The organism is Celerinatantimonas sediminis, from assembly GCF_046054195.1.
In the GTDB taxonomy this organism is placed as follows: Bacteria; Pseudomonadota; Gammaproteobacteria; order Enterobacterales; family Celerinatantimonadaceae; genus Celerinatantimonas.
In genome coordinates this window covers 34,073-51,037 of sequence record NZ_JBEQCS010000020.1, presented here as the reverse complement: position 1 = coordinate 51,037, position 16,965 = coordinate 34,073, and the positions used below count along the sequence as shown (strand labels likewise).

The 16,965-nt window shown below is 45.7% G+C and carries 17 protein-coding genes; 10 read left to right on the top strand and 7 right to left on the bottom strand.

Going from position 1 to position 16,965, the window contains the following annotated elements:
* Positions 1 to 15: 15 nt before the first annotated feature.
* The 7 genes from ABTQ23_RS18140 to ABTQ23_RS18110 are packed head-to-tail and all read left to right on the top strand — an operon-like array spanning position 16 to position 6,243.
* A complete protein-coding gene (locus ABTQ23_RS18140; protein ID WP_408617171.1) occupies positions 16 to 606 on the top strand; it encodes a thermostable hemolysin in 591 nt (196 codons plus the stop codon).
* On the top strand, positions 599 to 2,062 hold the full coding sequence (locus ABTQ23_RS18135; protein WP_408617170.1) for an AMP-binding protein: 1,464 nt from the start codon (positions 599 to 601) through the stop codon (positions 2,060 to 2,062). Before ABTQ23_RS18140 ends, ABTQ23_RS18135 begins: the two co-directional genes overlap by 8 nt.
* Positions 2,046 to 2,726 carry an iron-containing redox enzyme family protein gene (locus ABTQ23_RS18130; protein WP_408617169.1) on the top strand — a complete coding sequence of 227 codons (681 nt, stop codon included), beginning with the start codon at positions 2,046 to 2,048 and terminating at the stop codon, positions 2,724 to 2,726. The genes ABTQ23_RS18135 and ABTQ23_RS18130 overlap by 17 nt, the downstream gene beginning before the upstream one ends.
* 10 nt (positions 2,727 to 2,736) lie before the next feature.
* Entirely contained in the window at positions 2,737 to 3,540 is an 804-nt protein-coding gene (locus ABTQ23_RS18125; RefSeq protein ID WP_408617168.1) for an SDR family oxidoreductase, read from the top strand.
* A gap of 17 nt (positions 3,541 to 3,557) precedes the next feature.
* Positions 3,558 to 4,160: a hypothetical protein gene (locus ABTQ23_RS18120; protein WP_408617213.1), complete on the top strand. Its 603-nt coding sequence runs from the start codon at positions 3,558 to 3,560 to the stop codon at positions 4,158 to 4,160.
* 6 nt (positions 4,161 to 4,166) lie between these two features.
* A complete protein-coding gene (locus tag ABTQ23_RS18115) occupies positions 4,167 to 4,832 on the top strand; it encodes a response regulator (RefSeq protein ID WP_408617167.1) in 666 nt (221 codons plus the stop codon).
* The gene (locus ABTQ23_RS18110; RefSeq protein WP_408617166.1) at positions 4,807 to 6,243 is read left to right on the top strand and encodes a sensor histidine kinase; all 1,437 of its coding nucleotides are present in this window, start codon (positions 4,807 to 4,809) and stop codon (positions 6,241 to 6,243) included. The genes ABTQ23_RS18115 and ABTQ23_RS18110 overlap by 26 nt, the downstream gene beginning before the upstream one ends.
* Before the next feature lie 15 nt (positions 6,244 to 6,258).
* On the opposite strand, the gene ABTQ23_RS18105 is transcribed toward ABTQ23_RS18110, so the two are convergent.
* Both ABTQ23_RS18105 and nfsA read right to left on the bottom strand, forming a co-directional pair.
* Entirely contained in the window at positions 6,259 to 7,203 is a 945-nt protein-coding gene (locus ABTQ23_RS18105; RefSeq protein WP_408617165.1) for an AEC family transporter, read from the bottom strand.
* A gap of 172 nt (positions 7,204 to 7,375) precedes the next feature.
* Positions 7,376 to 8,104: an oxygen-insensitive NADPH nitroreductase gene (nfsA, locus tag ABTQ23_RS18100; RefSeq protein ID WP_408617164.1), complete on the bottom strand. Its 729-nt coding sequence runs from the start codon at positions 8,102 to 8,104 to the stop codon at positions 7,376 to 7,378.
* 291 nt (positions 8,105 to 8,395) lie between these two features.
* Here nfsA and ABTQ23_RS18095 point away from each other — a divergent pair, with 291 nt between their 5' ends.
* On the top strand, positions 8,396 to 9,724 hold the full coding sequence (locus tag ABTQ23_RS18095) for an MFS transporter (RefSeq protein WP_408617163.1): 1,329 nt from the start codon (positions 8,396 to 8,398) through the stop codon (positions 9,722 to 9,724).
* Positions 9,725 to 9,932: 208 nt separating this feature from the next.
* Positions 9,933 to 10,310, top strand: coding sequence for a hypothetical protein (locus ABTQ23_RS18090; protein ID WP_408617162.1), 378 nt, complete (start codon positions 9,933 to 9,935; stop codon positions 10,308 to 10,310).
* Positions 10,311 to 10,322: 12 nt separating this feature from the next.
* Here the strand turns inward: ABTQ23_RS18090 and hutC are convergent, their stop codons facing one another.
* Positions 10,323 to 11,084 (bottom strand): histidine utilization transcriptional repressor HutC, encoded by a 762-nt coding sequence (gene hutC / locus ABTQ23_RS18085; protein WP_408617161.1) that lies wholly within the window; start codon positions 11,082 to 11,084, stop codon positions 10,323 to 10,325.
* 238 nt (positions 11,085 to 11,322) lie between these two features.
* Here hutC and ABTQ23_RS18080 point away from each other — a divergent pair, with 238 nt between their 5' ends.
* Positions 11,323 to 12,459, top strand: coding sequence for an alpha-hydroxy acid oxidase (locus ABTQ23_RS18080; RefSeq protein WP_408617160.1), 1,137 nt, complete (start codon positions 11,323 to 11,325; stop codon positions 12,457 to 12,459).
* A gap of 136 nt (positions 12,460 to 12,595) precedes the next feature.
* Here the strand turns inward: ABTQ23_RS18080 and ABTQ23_RS18075 are convergent, their stop codons facing one another.
* The 4 genes from ABTQ23_RS18075 to hisD are packed head-to-tail and all read right to left on the bottom strand — an operon-like array spanning position 12,596 to position 16,961.
* Positions 12,596 to 13,348 (bottom strand): SDR family NAD(P)-dependent oxidoreductase, encoded by a 753-nt coding sequence (locus ABTQ23_RS18075; RefSeq protein ID WP_408617159.1) that lies wholly within the window; start codon positions 13,346 to 13,348, stop codon positions 12,596 to 12,598.
* 17 nt (positions 13,349 to 13,365) lie between these two features.
* On the bottom strand, positions 13,366 to 14,346 hold the full coding sequence (locus ABTQ23_RS18070; RefSeq protein WP_408617158.1) for a zinc-dependent alcohol dehydrogenase: 981 nt from the start codon (positions 14,344 to 14,346) through the stop codon (positions 13,366 to 13,368).
* 16 nt (positions 14,347 to 14,362) lie between these two features.
* A complete protein-coding gene (locus ABTQ23_RS18065) occupies positions 14,363 to 15,646 on the bottom strand; it encodes a hypothetical protein (protein ID WP_408617157.1) in 1,284 nt (427 codons plus the stop codon).
* Positions 15,636 to 16,961, bottom strand: coding sequence for a histidinol dehydrogenase (gene hisD / locus ABTQ23_RS18060; protein WP_408617156.1), 1,326 nt, complete (start codon positions 16,959 to 16,961; stop codon positions 15,636 to 15,638). Before hisD ends, ABTQ23_RS18065 begins: the two co-directional genes overlap by 11 nt.
* Between the last annotated feature and the right edge of the window lie 4 nt (positions 16,962 to 16,965).

Below are 16,965 nucleotides of genomic sequence, written 5' to 3'. Positions count from 1 at the left end.
AAAGTATGGAGTCCCATGATGCACAGACTTCAATGGGTTGATGCTGCTCATCCGCAGAGCAATGCAGTTCGCCAGTATGTTTATCGGCGTTACAAAAGGGCGTTTAACGCTCAGCTTGATGAATTTATGCCGGTGTTTTTAACTTTGTTTGAAACAGAGCAAATTGTTTCTGTTTGCGGTATTCGAGCTGCAAATGGCGATGAGTTGTTTTTAGAGCAATACCTTGATGAGAGCGCTGAAGTTCTGGTTCGCAAAGCACTTGGTGCTCATGTTGAACGCTCGCAACTGATTGAGTTTGGTCAGTTGGCATCATTTTCTATGGGATTTTCCAAAGCACATTTTCACTTAATGGCGCAGATGCTGATTGAAAAGGGCTATCACTACTGCATTTTCACTGCAACTCAACCGTTAATGGCACTGATGAAGCGGATGGGTCTAAGCTTAAATATAGTGCATGCAGCCGATGATTCGCGTGTCATTAATTCTTCTCGTTGGGGAACTTATTATCAATATCAGCCCCAAATTGTCGTGGGGCGTCTTCAGGATGGCATTCAGGTTCTATCTCCCCAATCCACTGTTTCTCCTATAGGAGTCATGTATGAGTAGTCGTATTATTCAATCCATTTGTCACTTCGCACAAGTGCAGCCGGATGCTATCGCATTAGTTGGGGCTGATCCTCAAGGTGAGTTGTGTCAGCTGAGCTATCGTGAGCTATGGGAGAAAATTCAAACTCGCCAACGAGAATTTGAATCTCTGAAACCCTATTGCATTGCCATGCGCGGGGAAAACTGCTTGGGTTGGGTGATTAATGACTTAGCCGCGCTTGCCGGTGATATTCCACTGTTGCCGGTGCCGACTTTTTTCACGCCCGAACAGGCGATTCATAGCATTGAGCAAAGCGGTGCGGATCATCTGTTTGGTGATTGGGACTTTTTAGGTATGCAGCCTGAGCTTGAGTTATCTGAATCGCTGTTATTTCAGACCGCTAAGGTGACGTTCACCTCGGGTTCAACCGGAACGCCTAAAGGTGTTTGTTTAAGCGCTGAACAGCTTGATGAGGTGAGTGCCCAATTAGCACAGGTTGTTGCTCAAGACGTCGCTATTGAGCGTCATCTCGTAATGCTGCCGTTGTCAACGTTGCTTGAAAACATCACCGGGGTTTATGTGCCGCTCATGCTGGGTAAAACCAGTATCGTTCTTGCCGGTGAAGATGTAGGGCTGATTGGTTCTAGCCACTTTGAACCGGCGCGTTTTATTCAGGCTTTGAGCCGCTTTGAGCCAAACTCATTGGTGTTAACACCGGCGTTATTAGAGGCGCTGGTGAATGTAGTTGAATATCATCACGGGCTAAAACAAAGCCTTAAATTTATTGCTGTGGGTGGCGCCTCTGTTCCTCGGTTACTTCTTGAGCGTGCTCGCGCGTTAGAGCTACCCGTTTATGAAGGCTATGGCTTGTCTGAATGCGCTTCGGTTGTTGCGGTTAATACTCCAACAACTTATCGCCTTGGCAGTTGTGGCAAGGTGTTAAATCATCAACGCGTCAAAATCGGTGAACGCTCTGAGATTTTTGTGCGTGGCGATATGGCGCTCGGTTACGTCGGTCAGCCATTTCATAACCAGTGGTTTGCCACAGGGGATATCGGCTCTATTGATGCAGATGGTTTTTTAACGATTCAAGGTCGATTAAAAAACCTGATAGTCACTAGTTATGGCCGCAATATATCGCCCGAATGGATAGAAACACTTGCCAAGGATTATGTCGCGCTTAAGCAATTAGTCGTAATGGGCGATGGTGAAGATTATTTAAGCGCTTTTGTCATTCATCCCGATAAAAAAGCGGTGCTTGAAGCGCTCTCTGCACTCAATCAGCATCTACCTGATTATGCGCAAATTGCGCAGTTAATCTGGTGTGAGCACAAACCCAGCCAGGTTCTATTTACCTTTAATGCCCGGCCAATTCGTTCATCTATTCATCAATTTAGCCAAACTTGCGAGCATATCTTACTACAGCCAAAGAAGTCTCAGAGCACTTCGGGGGAGAATTATGAGCCAATTTTTTAATGAGCTTAAGCGGCAAACTGAATCGGCCCGCGCTCAGATGCTTCAGGCAAAAATTTTTGCAGCATGCCAAAAAGGGCAAATTGACCGGCAAACATATCGCGCCTTTTTAACGCAGGCCTATCACCATGTGAAGCATACGGTTCCTTTACTCATGGCGTGCGGCGGGCGTTTACCTGAGCGCTATGAAGGGCTGCGAGTTGCTCTTGGACACTACATTGAAGAAGAAAGCAGCCATCAAGAGTGGATTTTAAATGACATAAATGCGCTTGGGTTTGATGCCCAATTGGTTCGCGCAGGCCTTGGCGAAGGTGAAGTTGACTGGCCTATTGAGCTGATGGTTTCTTATCTTTATCACCAGATTGACCGAGCCAATCCGCTGGCCTTGTTTGGCATGGTTTGGGTTCTTGAGGGAACGAGTGTTTCAGTCGGTGGGTCGATGGCGAAAATGGTGCAACAAACGCTTGATTTACCCAACCGTGCCATGACTTATCTGCTCTCGCATAGTGAATTAGATACGCAACATATTCAGTTTTTTGAACAGTTAATGAATCAGATTGAATCGCCAGAAGATAAACAGGCTATTATCAACAGCGCCCGCCACGTGTTTCGTTTATATAGCGCGATGCTAGAGCATTTGCCATTGCCTGTAATGCAAGTGGCGTAAGGAGTGTGTGATGAAAATTCGAGGAACGACATGGTTGGTCACCGGAGCCAGCGGTGGTATCGGTTCAGCTATCGCCAAAGCTTTAAGTGACCGAGGTGCTTGTTTAGTGCTGGTGGGGCGTGACGCTCATAAACTCGAGGCTCTTAAAGCGCAGCTGCCACAGAGCGACAGCCATCGTGTATTGGCGGTTGATTTATTAGCTGCTGATGGCATTGATTTGCTCATGCAACACTTAGATGGTCAGCCTATTGATGGACTGGTAAACAATGCCGGGTGTAATCAGTTTGGCTGGTTTGCAAAGCGTACCCATAATTCGCTGAGCGATGAGATCACGTTGAACTTATTGCGTCCTATCGAGCTTTGTCATCGCTTGCTCAGTGAGAAAATTCAACCGTGTTGGATTGTAAATATCGGCTCCACATTTGGTGCGATTGGTTATCCAGGCTATGCCAGTTATTGCGCGGCAAAAGCGGGGCTGCAGCGTTTTTCTGAAGCTTTGGATCGAGAGCTCAGTGCCAAAGGCATTCGGGTGTTGCATCTTGCTCCGCGTGCTACCCAAACTCAGCTTAATCCATCGGTGGTTGAAGAATTAAATCAAAAGCTGGGAAATCACAGCGACAGTCCAGAGTTAGTCGCCGAACAATTTATCGACCTGTTGTTACATGAGCAGCGTTCGCGCTTTATTGGTTGGCCAGAAAAACTGTTTGCTCGGCTCAATCAACTCTTACCCGGGGTGGTTGGCTCGGCGATTCGCCGTCAATATCCGCTGATTGCCGCAGCGCTTGATAAAACGAATGTGGAGCATCCACAATGAAAAAGTCCCTCTTGTTTATGGCTCTGGCGGCGGTATATAGCTTAGCTCAGGCTCAAACCACGTTATCGCTTGCTCAAATTCAGCAGCAATGGGCGCACTGTCAGTATCAACAATCTTCGAAAAAGGCCAGAGAGAGCTGCTTTGAAAAATTAGTCGCCGATAATAATGATGCCCTTAAAGCTCATCCAAAGGATGAACAGTTGCGAGTGTGGTTGGGAATTAATTTAAGCTCTCAAGCCGGTGCAAAAGGTGGCCTTGGCGCGCTGTCATTAGTTAAAGAAGCGAAAGTAAACTTTGAGCAAGTGATAAAAAATGCGCCCAATACTCTCGATGGTTCGGCGTATACCAGCCTTGGCGCTCTATACTATCAAGTACCCGGCTGGCCAATTGGTTTTGGCAGTGATAAAAAGGCTAAAGCCATGCTCAAAAAAGGCTTAGCAATTAATCCCAACGGGTTGGACTCTAACTATTTTTATGCTGATTTTTTATGTGATCAAGGCGATAAAAAAGCCGCTAAGCAATATTTTGAAAAGGCCTTAGCTGCCCCTAAACGGCCAAATCGGCCATTGGCTGATGAAGGCAGAAGAAAAGAGATCTTGGCAAAACTTAAGGAGCTATAAGCGCTCATGCGTGTACTGATGATAGAAGATGACCAGATGCTGGGCCCATCAATGGTGACTTCGTTAAATCGTAATGGATATACAGTCGATTGGCTACAAAAGGGAAATGGAACGCTTAGTGCTCTGAAAACCGACCAATTTGCTTGCGTCATTTTAGATTTGATGTTGCCCGATATTGATGGTCTAGACCTGCTTGGCAAAATCCGTAAAGCTGGATTTGACTTGCCTGTGCTGATTTTAACCGCTCGAGATGAACTCTCTGATCGGGTTCGCGGCCTTGATGGTGGGGCTGATGATTATCTGGTGAAACCCTTTGCACTTGAAGAGCTTTTAGCGCGCTTGCGGGTGTTGATTCGTCGCCGTGGCGGCTACAGCGAGTCTATTTTAGAACATGGCCCGATTCGCTTGTCGTTAGCTGAGCAAAAAGTCACGGTAGCGGGAGAAACGGTCACTTTAACTCGTCATGAGTTTAAGCTATTGTCGAGCTTAATGACTCAGCCAGGACGCGTTCTAAGTAAAGAGCAGTTGCATCAGGCAATGTATGGCTGGGATGAAGGCGGCAGTGATAATTCGCTTGAAGTGCATATTCATAATCTGCGCAAAAAGCTGCCAGCAAGTTTTATCCGAACCATTCGTGGCGTGGGGTATGTCTTTGCCAAAGACTCAGCATAAAAAACTTTATTCGATTAAAAATCGCCTGATTGTTTCGGTGATTTCATTGGCGCTATTTGCCATTTTGATTGCGTTGGTCATTAGTTATTTGGCTGCGCGCCATGAAATTAAAGAAGTTTATGACGCCAGATTAGGCCAGACCGCCAAGCAGCTATTATTAACTATTCCCACCCGCCAAACTCAGCTCGACAAACAACAGAAGCTTTTTAATCAGTGGATGCAGCAGTTAGTGTCGCGCTCACATCGCGATAACGATGTGGAAAGTAAATTAGGCCATCCTTATGAGCTTAAAGAACTCGTTCAATATTATCGTGATGGCAAAATGTTCTGGAATACGCATAGCAGTTTTGGCAGTGTTGCCCATCTGATAGCGCATCCCGGTTATGGCTATTTTAAAGTGAATGGCCAAAAATGGCGCTATTTTCAGTATGTCGCGCCCAAAGTTAATGGCCATCAAGATATGATTGTGGTGGCCGAAAGCGAGGCGGTACGCAGCGATATTATGGGTAAGCTGGCGATGTCTAGCGGCTTTCCTTTGCTGATTATTATTCCGCTGTTGGCGCTAATTATGGTGGTATTAATTAACCGCCAGTTTCGACCATTGGTTGAATTGCGCCGAGCTATTGGCAAGTTAGATGTCCATCAGTTAACGCCAGTTGCTATTAGTGAGTTAACGCTTGAGCTTGAACCTTTGGTGAGTACTTTAAACCGCTTGCTTCGCCAGCTTGATGAAGCCTGGCAGCGAGAACGCCGTTTTACGCGCACCGCAGCCCATGAGCTAAAAACGCCGTTAGCTATATTGCGGATTAACGCTGAAAATGCCATGAGTAGCGAAAATGAAGAGCAGCTGAAAGAGGATCTCAAGCGCATTTTGGCTGGCATTGAGCGCTCCGATAGGCTGATTCATCAGTTGCTTGTGCTAGCGCGTGTGGAAAGCCTTAAGCCATCTGAGCAAAAATTTACCAAGGTCGCGCTGCATTCACTGTTACAAAATGTGATTGCCCAATTAGTGCCTTTGGCGCTACAAAACGATCAGGAAATTGGTCTTGATAGCGAGCAGACGGCCACCATTGAGGGTGATGAGTTACTGCTCGAGGTGTTGTTTTCAAACTTAGTGGACAATGCGATTCGTTATTCTGGTAAGCAAAGCCATATCAGTGTGGATTTAAGCGTTGAAGAGCAGTTTATTCATGTTGATATCAGCGATGATGGTTCGCCAATTAGTGACCAGGCCCGAGAGCATTTATTTGAAAACTTCTATCGAGAAAATCCAGAAAAAGGTGATGGCGCGGGTTTAGGGATGGCTATCTGCCGCGATATTGTCACCATTCACGATGCGAGCCTAACTCTGTTACCCTTTCATGGTTTGAACTGCTTTCGGGTCAGTTTTTTAAAAAGCAAAGTCGGTTAGCTCAGCTAAATTAACTTAAAATGCCCATTCGGCTAACGCTATCATCATTGGAATGGTAATCACCGAAAGGGCATTGGCCACCAATTGCGATGAGCTGCACAAGGCCTGCTTGCCGTATATGTCCCCAATCACTGAATAGATGCTGAACATTGGCATAGCGGTGATAATCACCAGAGCGAGTTTTAAATCATGTGCGCCCGTCAATAGGAGGCTGAGCATGATAATGGCTAGCAATGGATGCAAAATTAATTTGCCAAACGTAATGGCTAAAATATGCTTCATATTAGCTTGGCGAATGCGGATCCCGGCAAGCACGCCACCGATGACAAACAGCGCTACTGCAACCGCGGATGGGGCGAGTATATCTAAAGTGGTGTTAATCGTTTTAGGTATTTTTACATGCAGTAAGTTGCCAATCACGCTAATCACAATCGCAATTAATAATGGGTTTTTAACAATGCGTAGCAACAGCGTTTTTAACTTAGTTTTTAGCGTTTGTTGGCTATCTATCGAGCTGTAATCCATCAGTAGAAAACAAAGTGGCATAACAAAAATATTCTCTACCAATAGCGCCATGGCAAAGGCATTAACTGGCGGGTTATCAATAAGCTGTAAAATGACTGGATAGCCGATAAATGAGCTGTTTGGAACCACCATGCCTGTTACTGAAACAGAGGCATCGAGTCGCGTGAGCTTAAAAACCTTCAGATAAAAAATCACACCCACAATGGTTAATGACAAAGAGCAGAGCAGGTACGCTAACAGGTAACGATAATTCAGCATGGTCTGAATATCGATATGCAGAACGGTTTTGATAATGACAGCAGGAAGCGCCACATTAATAACAAAACGGCCCATATCAGAGAGCGATTTCTGGCCCAATAGCCCCATCCGGGTCGCTATGTAGCCCACTAACATGACTAAGAAAATAGGTAAAATGATCAAGAAGATGGTCAGCATAACGCTCCCTGCGTACAGTGATGACTCTAAGTAAAACAGAGTCATCATCGTACACGGATTTTTATGATGATATCGCCATTGAAATCAATAATTTTTCATAGATTCCAAGATGCTGCACTTCTTTACCTATCTTTGAGCTTAAGCAAAAGTGTCATTTGGCAAAGCGCTAACGCTATTTAATATCAAAGCCCTGTTCATTTAAGAACGCTTTAATATGTGGGCGAGACTCTTTACTCAGCGTGGCACTTATCTGTTCGCTCCAACTGGCTACTTTGGCATTGGCACCAGCGCGCGCGCTGTAATATTCGACAACGTGCCTGTCATATTCAGCTAATAATTCTTTATCGAGCGTTTTATTGTAGGTGTTTTCATGAACGACTAGCGCTTGGGGCAGGCGCGGACGAATGCTGGGTTCCTGCGCAGGATAGCCTAAACACATGCCAAATAATGGCAGGACATTTTTTGGCAGTTCTAGCAGCTGGGCGACCTGTTTGGGATCGTTTCTAATGCCACCAATAAACACGCCGCCAAGGCCCATCGACTCTGCTGCAACAAGTGCGTTTTCAGCCATTAATGCTACATCAATTGAACCTATCAGCAATTGTTCACTAAACCCTAGTTTGGCTTCAGGAGCGATTTGTTGATGACGATGAAAATCCGCGCACCAAACTAAAAATTCTGCCGCTTCACTAATCCAAGTTTGCCCTCCGGCCAGGGCTGCAAATTTTTCCCGAAGCTGTGGGTCAGTGACCCGAACAATTGAGCCTGTTTGCATAAAGCTAGAGGTTGAGGCCATCTGTGCTGACTCAAAGATAGCGTTGAGCTGATCGCTGCTAATGGGTTCGCCGGTAAATTTACGAACAGATGTATGATGGCGCAGGAGATCAATTGTTGGGTTCATAGACTTATCTTCCAAATAATATAAAAGGATTGGTTCCCATCGTAGCACAGGATACTAGATCTATTTCAAGTTGAGTGAGTTTTACTCAAATGTAGGGCTAACAGAGGTGAAAAATTGCCGATAAAATCAGCAAAAATAGCTTTATTTTCTATATCAGTGTCAGTATTATCGTGGTTCATATAAATAAAAATTTCTTATTTCTGCTTTTTTTTAATAAAAAAGTTTAAAATCGCAGGAAATAAAGGTTTATTTTTAACTGTAATAGCATGAAATGAGCAATGATGGATTATCATGAACACGGAAACTCGTAATATTCAGGGCAACACCCAACCTAAACATCGGCATTTGAATTGGAATGATGGCAAAACCTTAAGTCTATCGGCTCTTGGCGGAGCGCTAGAATTTTATGATTTTGTCATTTTTGTCTATTTTGCCAATGTCGTGGGTAGTTTGTTTTTCCCAGCAGAAATGCCTGATTGGCTGCGTCAGGTTCAAACTTACGGTATTTTTGCCGCAGGTTACCTAGCTCGCCCGCTTGGGGGCATTATTATGGCGCACTTTGGCGATATGCTGGGGCGTAAACGGATGTTTATGCTGAGTATTTTCCTGATGGCTGTGCCAACTATGGCCATCGGCTTGATGCCAACTTATCAAAGTGTTGGTATTTTAGCGCCGCTGTTGCTGCTGTTATGCCGAGTGTTGCAAGGTGCGGCAATTGGTGGGGAAGCCCCTGGCGCTTGGGTGTTTGTAACAGAGCACGTTTCTAAACGCCACATTGGCTTGGCTTGTGGGACATTATCGGCAGGCTTGGTCGCTGGTATCTTAATCGGCTCATTGGTTGCAACTGGCATTCACTCATCAATGACAGGCGAACAGATCCACCAGTATGGCTGGCGTTTACCATTTTTGTTGGGCGGCGTGTTTGGCTTTATCACTATGTATCTGCGTCGTTGGTTACATGAAACCCCAATCTTTAAAGAGATGCAGGAACATAAAGAGCTCTCGCAAGAGTTACCTATTAAATCGGTATTAAAAGATCATACCCCATCGGTTTTGGTTTCAATGGCGGTGACTTGGGTGTTAACCGCAGCGATTGTGGTTACAATTTTGATGACGCCTTCACTGTTGCAAAAATTGGTTCATCTTGACCCGCAAACTTCGCTTGAAGCCAATAGTGTTGCCATTATCTGTATTTTAGTCGGTTGCTTGGTCTCAGGTGCATTAGCAGATCGTTTTGGTAATGGTCCAATTATGGCAATCTTTAGTATTGGTCTGGGCGTGAGTTACTGGGCGTTCTATTCAACGATGCTGCAGGACACGACTTATCTGTTCCCAATGTATGCGGTAGTAGGCTTCTTTGTGGGGATTGTTGGTGTGGTTCCGGCCATTGCTGTGAAAAGTTTTCCAGCGCCGATTCGATTCTCAGGCTTGTCGTTCTCATATAATGTCGCTTACGCTATCTTTGGCGGGACAACACCGATGTTTGTCAGTGCGATGATCATGGAAGATGCTCAAGCTCCGATGTATTACGTCGCTGGGGTTTGTGTTGTTGGTGTCTTGGCAAGCCTTGCGGTAATGCGTTTTCGTCCTCGTTTAGACCTTGCTGTATCAGCGGTTTAATATTCGATTCTTTTTGATAAAAGGCGAGCTCGATGCTCGCCTTTTTATTTTAAATCATTAAGTTACGTGCTTTTGTAGACATTTTGCTATTGGTGAATTTCAACTCATTGCTCCCTCTACTATACTTTTAGTGAACGTTGCAGTTGTGAAAAGAAAACGAGTTTGGTTTTCGTTGTAATATCTTTTATGGCGTGATGGGTGGCGAACGATGAGCATCAGACTACCGGAATATTATAAGCAATGGGTAAAAACGTTAGATGTCAGCAAACCGGTACTTTATCGGGGCCAGTTATGGCATATCTATGGGGAAGATGAGCTTGAAGACAATGTTCTTATTGCTCATTCTACCGTTAAAGTTTGCGACCAACTGTATGCCTATATAAAAGAGCTTGTTGAAATATCCCGTTCGCCCATTACCCTTGAGCATAGCAAGCGCTGCGTGACCATTGCGCATTGTCAGGGGCAACTATTGTATTTTGATATCACCAAACACCAACAGCTATTTGGCTATACGTTAAGCTCTGGTGCTATTGAGGCGCTTGGTGATCTACAGAACTTTGTACAAGAGGCCCAAACCCATAGTTGAAGGCCTTGCGTTTTACGGATGTTGGCGACCTTTAAAGCTACCAAACAGTTTATATCGTGAGCCAGGGTAGAGCAGTTTAGAGTAGGTGACGATTGTATGCTCGCTCCAAGTCTGGCGACGAATTAACAAACAGGGTTCAAATTCATCAATCTGCAAATTAGCTCTTTGGCGAGGGGTTGGCATCACCGCTTCAACAATGTGCTCTCCTGCGGTTAATGGCGCAATATTCATCAGATAAGTATACGGTGGCTGCGCTTCGTAATCTTGCTTTAGATAATCAGGTGCCATATCTGGGTTGACGAGCCTTTGTTCAATCTGTACTGGAATATCATTTTCATAGTGAATGATATGCGAGTAGAAAATACTGTCGCCCGTGCTGCGCCCTAACATGGCTGCTTGCTCTGGGTCTGCTCGGCGCTCGCTCAACTCAAGCACCTTACTGGTATGAATATGGCCTCGTAGGGCAATCTCTTCGGCAATGTTGTGAACTTCCAACATGGCCGTATAACCTTGTGTTTTGGCAATGAAGGTTCCAACGCCCTGCATACGGATTAAATAACCTTCACTGGTAAGCTCTCGCAGTGCTCGGTTAATCGTCATGCGACTGACTCCGAGCTCTTTGACTAAATTACTTTCTGATGGGATCTTCTGGTTGGCTTGCCACACGCCTTCGGTTATTTGTTTAATAATCGCTTTTTTAACGCGTTGGTAGATCGGCTGAGGACTATCTTCCATAGCGCTGGATAATTGAGCTGCGAGAATGTGTTCAGCCATGGTGATTAATCCTTTTGTTGGGTCTTTTCCATGAGAAAGTAATGAATTTAGGGATATATACATGATTATATCATGTTAAAACCCGATTCGTTTTGGTTATTAATTATTTGAAGGTTCTTATTAATTTATTTATAGAAATTAATCAACCGTTATCGTTTTAATTGTATAGACAATCATAGATAACTCTCTAGAATGAATGATTATCGTAATGAAATCTAGTCGCTATAGGGATATTAAGATGTTATTGAACCTAAATGATTACCGACAAGCAGCCCAGCGCAAGTTACCTAAGTTTGCATTCGATTATGTCGATGGTGGCGCTGAAGATGAGATTACAATGGCCAACAACCAATCGGTGTTTTCCCGTTGGCAATTTATTCCGCCAGTGCTTAAAGCTTCACCAAAACGCGACTTGGGGGTCAATTGGTTCGGGAAAAATTATCAGATGCCAGTGGCGGTTGCTCCAACTGGTTATAACGGAATGTTGCGTAATCGAGCCGATGAACTGTTGGCTTGTGCTGCTGCCAAGGCTGGAATTCCCTATATTCAAAGTACGGTTTCAACGAGCTCAATTGAACAGATTGGTTGCCATGGCAATGATAATCATTGGTTCCAGCTTTATGTTTTAAAAGATAAACATGTCACAGAAGATTTACTCAAACGCGCCAAAGACAATGGTTGCAAAGCCTTGGTCGTTTCTGTTGATGCGGTTCATTTTGGTAATCGCGAACGCGATAAACGCAACTATGCACGGCCGATGAAGCTATCGCTTAAAAGCTACTTCAATATCGCAACTAAGCCAAATTGGGTGCGCCGCGTGATCCTCCCTCAAGGGATCCCCGGATTTGGCAACTTGAAACCTTACCTGCCTGAGCAGTATCAAAAAGGTGTGGGTGGGGCGACCTATTTTGCTGAGCAGATGGAAACCGAATTAGACTGGGATTCTCTGGCATGGATCCGCTCCATCTGGGATGGCCCACTGCTTTTAAAAGGGCTTATTGCCCCGGATGATTGTCGCAAAGCGATTGAAGTTGGATGTGATGGGGTGATGCTGTCAAATCATGGTGGTCGTCAGCTCGATGGAACCATTAGCCCGATTTTATTGTTAGCTGAAATTCGCCGATTGATTGGTCCTGAGCCATTAATCTTTATCGACAGTGGTTTTCGTCGTGGTACTGATATTGTTAAAGCGTTGGCTCTTGGCGCTAATGGCGTGCTGTTAGGTCGGCCACTATTGTATGCAATGGCAACCGCTGGCGAACAAGGTGCTCTTGATGCGATGAACTTGATCCGCGGTGAAATCGACCGAACTATCGCCCAGCTTGGTTGTTGTTCAATCGCTGATTTGAAAAGTGAGCTGCTCTTTGAAGTGTAATTGGGTGACTGGCTCTACTGTATCTTTAGCAATACGCATTAAAACCTGATGGTTCAAGGTAGAAAAATCCGATACCAGCTCTGATATCGGATTTTAAAAGAACCTGAAAGGCCGTATTTAAGAGGAATTTATCTAGCTAGATAGAAGCGAGATAGCCACCATCTACATATAATACCTGACCTGTCATGTACGCTGAGGCGTCACTGGCAAGAAAGATTGCACTGCCGATTAAATCATCTAATTGGCCAAACCGTTGCAGCGGAATTTTCTCGAGCATTGACTCACGCCATTGGGCGTCTTGATAAAACACATCGGTCATTTCGGTTTGAAAATAGCCCGGACCAATGGCATTGACCCGAATATTATACTTGGCCCATTCGCTACTTAAGGCCCTAGTGACTCCCAGCAAACCGCTTTTGGACGCGCCATAAGGCACCGCGCCTGGAACCCCGACCGCGCTGGTTAGTGAGCACATATTAATGATGGCGCCTTTGCCCTGAGATTTCATCGCCTCGGCCGCGGCTCGAGCGCAGAAAAAACTTCCCTTTAAGTTTGTATCTACGACTTTATCCCAAATCGCTTCGCTCATATTAAGCGACTCACAAACGTGCTCAACTCCGGCATTGTTAATGAGCACATCTATCGGGTTGGCCTTAAAAAAAGTGCGGATAGCATCATCATCAGTGACATCTAATACCTGTGCACTGGCGCGCTTATCAATTGCCAGCAGCGCTTGATGGGCTTCTTTTAGTTGTGCTTGATTGCGGGCCGTTATCGTGACATTGGCTCCAGCTTTACAAAAGCCTTGGGCCAGAGCAAAGCCAATACCTTTGCTGCCACCTGTTATTACAACGTGTTTATCAAAGACCGAAAATCGTGTATCTGACATATCGTTGTTCCTTGAATTTAATGTTGATTAGGATGAATCACCGCCTTGAGGTAATCCACACCACCCTGACAGAGCTTGGCATAAGTTTGGGGAATGTCATCTAAGCTTAAAGGCTCAGAAATCAGTGATTTAAGCTTATCTTTTAGCGGTGCTAAATAGGCGATAGCCTCATGCTGCTCGCCATCAAAAACACTACATCCAACCAAGGTTATTTCTTTTTCTACAACGCTTAGAATATCAATGCTGTTATTATGATGTGGCAGCCCGACCAGCGCGATGCGCCCACCTGGTTCAATTTGCGCAATCAACTGGTTAATGACACTGGGAATACCAGTGGCATCAATCGCGAAGTGAAACGGCTGCGGTTGCTGCGATAAATTCATGAGTGCACTGAGTTTGTCAAAGCGGGTCTGATTTGGCTCGCTTAACTGAACCGGATGCTTAAAGATATCTTGCAGCATCAATGCCGCAAAGCCGCCAATGGTGCCCCCGCCAGCAACGTAAACCAGCTCGCCTGTTGTCGCTTGAAGCTGTTTTATGACTCGCAGAGAAACGCCTAAAGGTTCACTTAAAACTCGAATATCCGCGTCTAAATCGCTGGGGACTTTAAGCAGCTGGTGCTCGTGCAGCACAACTTGCTCGCTCATTCCGCCGGCAAAGGCTTCCCCTACAAAAGCCAACGCCTGACAATGGTTATAGCGCTGCTGCTGACAGGCCGGGCATTCACCACACCAAACGCGAGAATCTGCAACCACTTTATCGCCAATGGCCAATGTTTGAACGTCACTTCCGAGTTCGATGACGGTCGCTGTCATTTCGTGCCCTGGTACCATCGGCAGCTTGCTCATCCATTGGCCAGTTCGAAAATTATGAAGATCTGAGCCACAAATACCGACCGCATCGACTTTAAGACGAACTTGGTGGGGATCGAGTATTTCTGGCATTGCGATATCTTCAACTCGAATATCGTCAATACCATACAATTGAGCTGCTTTCATAAATCTCCTCAATGATTTACATCAATTCACTGATCCATTGGCCTGGCCCTTTGCCGCCATTGCCAAGTGCAACAGCAATTGCCCAGCCTAATGCAGAACTTTGCGCATTATGTTGTCCATAACCGTTGGCGGTTAAGTCCAATACCAATGTCGGGCAACAAAATAGTGCTAGTTGAATAATCTGCTGATAATTCTCAGGTAAAAGTTGCTCAGCTTTGAGCCGTGCAATGAGAGGGCGCCAGTAGTCGTTAATTTTGCTCTGTAAAAAAGCTTTGCGTAGGTCAGTCAATTGCCAGTTGTGTTGCACGACAATCTGCTGCGCTTGATGGTCGATGCTAACGTCTACTTGGTAGTGCGTTTGGGCAATATCCGGTTCATAGAGCCAATAAGGGTGCGCAAAAATATTGTGAAATGTTGCTTTGACCTCAGCGAGCAGTGCTGGAATATTCTCCCCTGCAAATGCTGGATCAAATAGGGTTAGATAAGTGCTTTGCTCATCTTCAAACCAAACATTGGCATTGTGCGCATCGCCATGGGCGACCACTGCCCCGTGGTTGGCAAGTGCTTGAGGAGCTAACACCTGTGCTGATTGGGCAAATAGCTCAGCGACAGTTAACGGATAGTCAATGCCGTTTATCTGCCAGTGATAACGACTAAACTGTGACCAATCGATACTCTGATTGCCAAGCTTCATCGTTTTATCTAAATAAAATTTAGCGACGCGAGCGCCAAAACCTGGTGGATGTTCATCATCAATTAGGCGGTTATAAAAAAGCTGATGAATGGCTTCATTTTTGACTAGCTGTGCACTTGCGCGATGCAAACTATTGTTGGCTTTGGTAAAGGTGAGCTCGTCTAATTGCTGCTGCGCTTGGGTAAGTTTTGCTAAGGTCGCGGCATCACCTTGCTCTTCCCAGCGCCGACAAACATCGGCAAAGCGCTGTGTGTTGCGTTTGCGATAGAGTAGTAATTGTCGGCCCGGTTCTTTACAGGCATACAATGGCAAATCAACGGGGAAACCATGATTTTTAAGCAGTTCGGCTCGGTAATATTCCTCAATTGATTTTTCTTCACCCTCTTCATGATGGTATTTGAAAAATAACTCTTCGCTTGTATCGAGTTGCGTAAATCCATTGAGAGAGTTGAGGCTGTATTGGTCGCGGTTGATTTGAATGGTTTGCACTGCGTGGCCGGTGATCTGGGCAATCAACAGAGCGAGCTTATCACTCGCTTGTTGCCACTGGCCTTGTTTGGCCAGTGTGTTTGCCTGTGCAGCCAATGGCGCCAGGTTATCCATCATGTTCGCCCTTGAGAATTTCATCACGCAGCTCAGATACAGCTAAGGCATGCCCGCTAAAACCTTCATAATGAGCGAAGCGATTCGCATTTTTTGCCAGCTCAGAATAACCAGCCTGAGTGACATAACCAACCGAGATCCGTTTCATGTAGTCAAATACCGACAATGGGCCTGCTGTTTTTGCATTAGAGTTGGTTGGTAGGACGGCATTTGGTCCCAACACAAAGTTACCGATAGAAATAGGGGTGTAGTTGCCAAGTAAAATCTCACCAGCATTGGTGATTCGTGGCATCACTGCCATTGGTTCTTTGGCCAGAATTTCTAGATGTTCTGGCGCGTATTGATTCACAAATTCGATGGCTTTATCAAAGCTGTCAGTGAGTACTACACCACCGTGGTTGCCACATAAAACAGCCTGTGAGAACTCAGCTCGTTGTGGCGTGATTTTCTGCCAGTAGCCAGAGAGAGCTTCGATTGCTGCATCTGCAACTGCTTTGGAGTTTGTGACTAAATAAGCCGATGAATCTGGGCCATGTTCTGACTCGATTAACAAATCCAGCGCCGCCAGACGACCATCCACTGTTTCATCAGCCAAAATGACGCTTTCACTTGGGCCTGCTGGAACCCCTGGGTCTAATAGATGAGTCAGCTGCTGTTTAGCGGCAACTACCCAAGGGCTTCCCGGGCCGACAATTTTTAAGCATTTTGGCACTGATTCAGTCCCAAAGGCCACGGCTGCAACGCCTTGTGCACCGCCGCATTTATACACATCTTCAATTCCAACCAGACGCGCTGCAACAAGCGTTGCATCATCTACTGTGCCATCAGGGCCTGGAGGGGTAATTACGATTGGTTTTGGCACACCAGCAACAACTGCCGGAACTGCGGTCATAATCAATACGCTTGGAAATGAGCCTTTACCGCGTGGCACATAACAGGCTACCGCCTCAATTGGTACGTGGCGGTCACCAGCGAAGGCGCCGGGTTTCATCTCTTTGAGCCACATCTCTTCAGGTTTTTGGGCCTGATGAAACGCGCGCACATTCTCAACTGAGTAACGAATGGTTTCGATGACTTCAGGATCGAGGCGTGCAAAGGCGGCTTCAAATTCGCTTTCTTGGGCTTTAACGCTGAAGGTATCGACTTCCACTTTGTCGAATTTTTTGGCGAAATCAATCAGTGCTGCATCGCCGTTAGTGCGAACCGCTTCGATAATCGGAGTCACTTTTTCGCTAAAAAAGGATAAATCCGATTCGGTTCGCTGTAACAGCTCTGCTGGAATGGATTTTCCGCTAAGGTCATAGAATGAGACTTCCATGGTT

What these genes read in the sequence shown, in the direction of transcription:
- ABTQ23_RS18140 (WP_408617171.1), top strand. Translation starts at nt 16, where the DNA reads ATGATGCACAGACTTCAATGGGTTGATGCTGCTCATCCGCAGAGCAAT.
- ABTQ23_RS18135 (WP_408617170.1), top strand. Translation starts at nt 599, where the DNA reads ATGAGTAGTCGTATTATTCAATCCATTTGTCACTTCGCACAAGTGCAG.
- ABTQ23_RS18130 (WP_408617169.1), top strand. Translation starts at nt 2,046, where the DNA reads ATGAGCCAATTTTTTAATGAGCTTAAGCGGCAAACTGAATCGGCCCGC.
- ABTQ23_RS18125 (WP_408617168.1), top strand. Translation starts at nt 2,737, where the DNA reads ATGAAAATTCGAGGAACGACATGGTTGGTCACCGGAGCCAGCGGTGGT.
- ABTQ23_RS18120 (WP_408617213.1), top strand. Translation starts at nt 3,558, where the DNA reads ATGGCTCTGGCGGCGGTATATAGCTTAGCTCAGGCTCAAACCACGTTA.
- ABTQ23_RS18115 (WP_408617167.1), top strand. Translation starts at nt 4,167, where the DNA reads ATGCGTGTACTGATGATAGAAGATGACCAGATGCTGGGCCCATCAATG.
- ABTQ23_RS18110 (WP_408617166.1), top strand. Translation starts at nt 4,807, where the DNA reads ATGTCTTTGCCAAAGACTCAGCATAAAAAACTTTATTCGATTAAAAAT.
- ABTQ23_RS18105 (WP_408617165.1), bottom strand. Translation starts at nt 7,203, where the DNA reads ATGCTGACCATCTTCTTGATCATTTTACCTATTTTCTTAGTCATGTTA.
- nfsA (WP_408617164.1), bottom strand. Translation starts at nt 8,104, where the DNA reads ATGAACCCAACAATTGATCTCCTGCGCCATCATACATCTGTTCGTAAA.
- ABTQ23_RS18095 (WP_408617163.1), top strand. Translation starts at nt 8,396, where the DNA reads ATGAACACGGAAACTCGTAATATTCAGGGCAACACCCAACCTAAACAT.
- ABTQ23_RS18090 (WP_408617162.1), top strand. Translation starts at nt 9,933, where the DNA reads ATGAGCATCAGACTACCGGAATATTATAAGCAATGGGTAAAAACGTTA.
- hutC (WP_408617161.1), bottom strand. Translation starts at nt 11,084, where the DNA reads ATGGCTGAACACATTCTCGCAGCTCAATTATCCAGCGCTATGGAAGAT.
- ABTQ23_RS18080 (WP_408617160.1), top strand. Translation starts at nt 11,323, where the DNA reads ATGTTATTGAACCTAAATGATTACCGACAAGCAGCCCAGCGCAAGTTA.
- ABTQ23_RS18075 (WP_408617159.1), bottom strand. Translation starts at nt 13,348, where the DNA reads ATGTCAGATACACGATTTTCGGTCTTTGATAAACACGTTGTAATAACA.
- ABTQ23_RS18070 (WP_408617158.1), bottom strand. Translation starts at nt 14,346, where the DNA reads ATGAAAGCAGCTCAATTGTATGGTATTGACGATATTCGAGTTGAAGAT.
- ABTQ23_RS18065 (WP_408617157.1), bottom strand. Translation starts at nt 15,646, where the DNA reads ATGATGGATAACCTGGCGCCATTGGCTGCACAGGCAAACACACTGGCC.
- hisD (WP_408617156.1), bottom strand. Translation starts at nt 16,961, where the DNA reads ATGGAAGTCTCATTCTATGACCTTAGCGGAAAATCCATTCCAGCAGAG.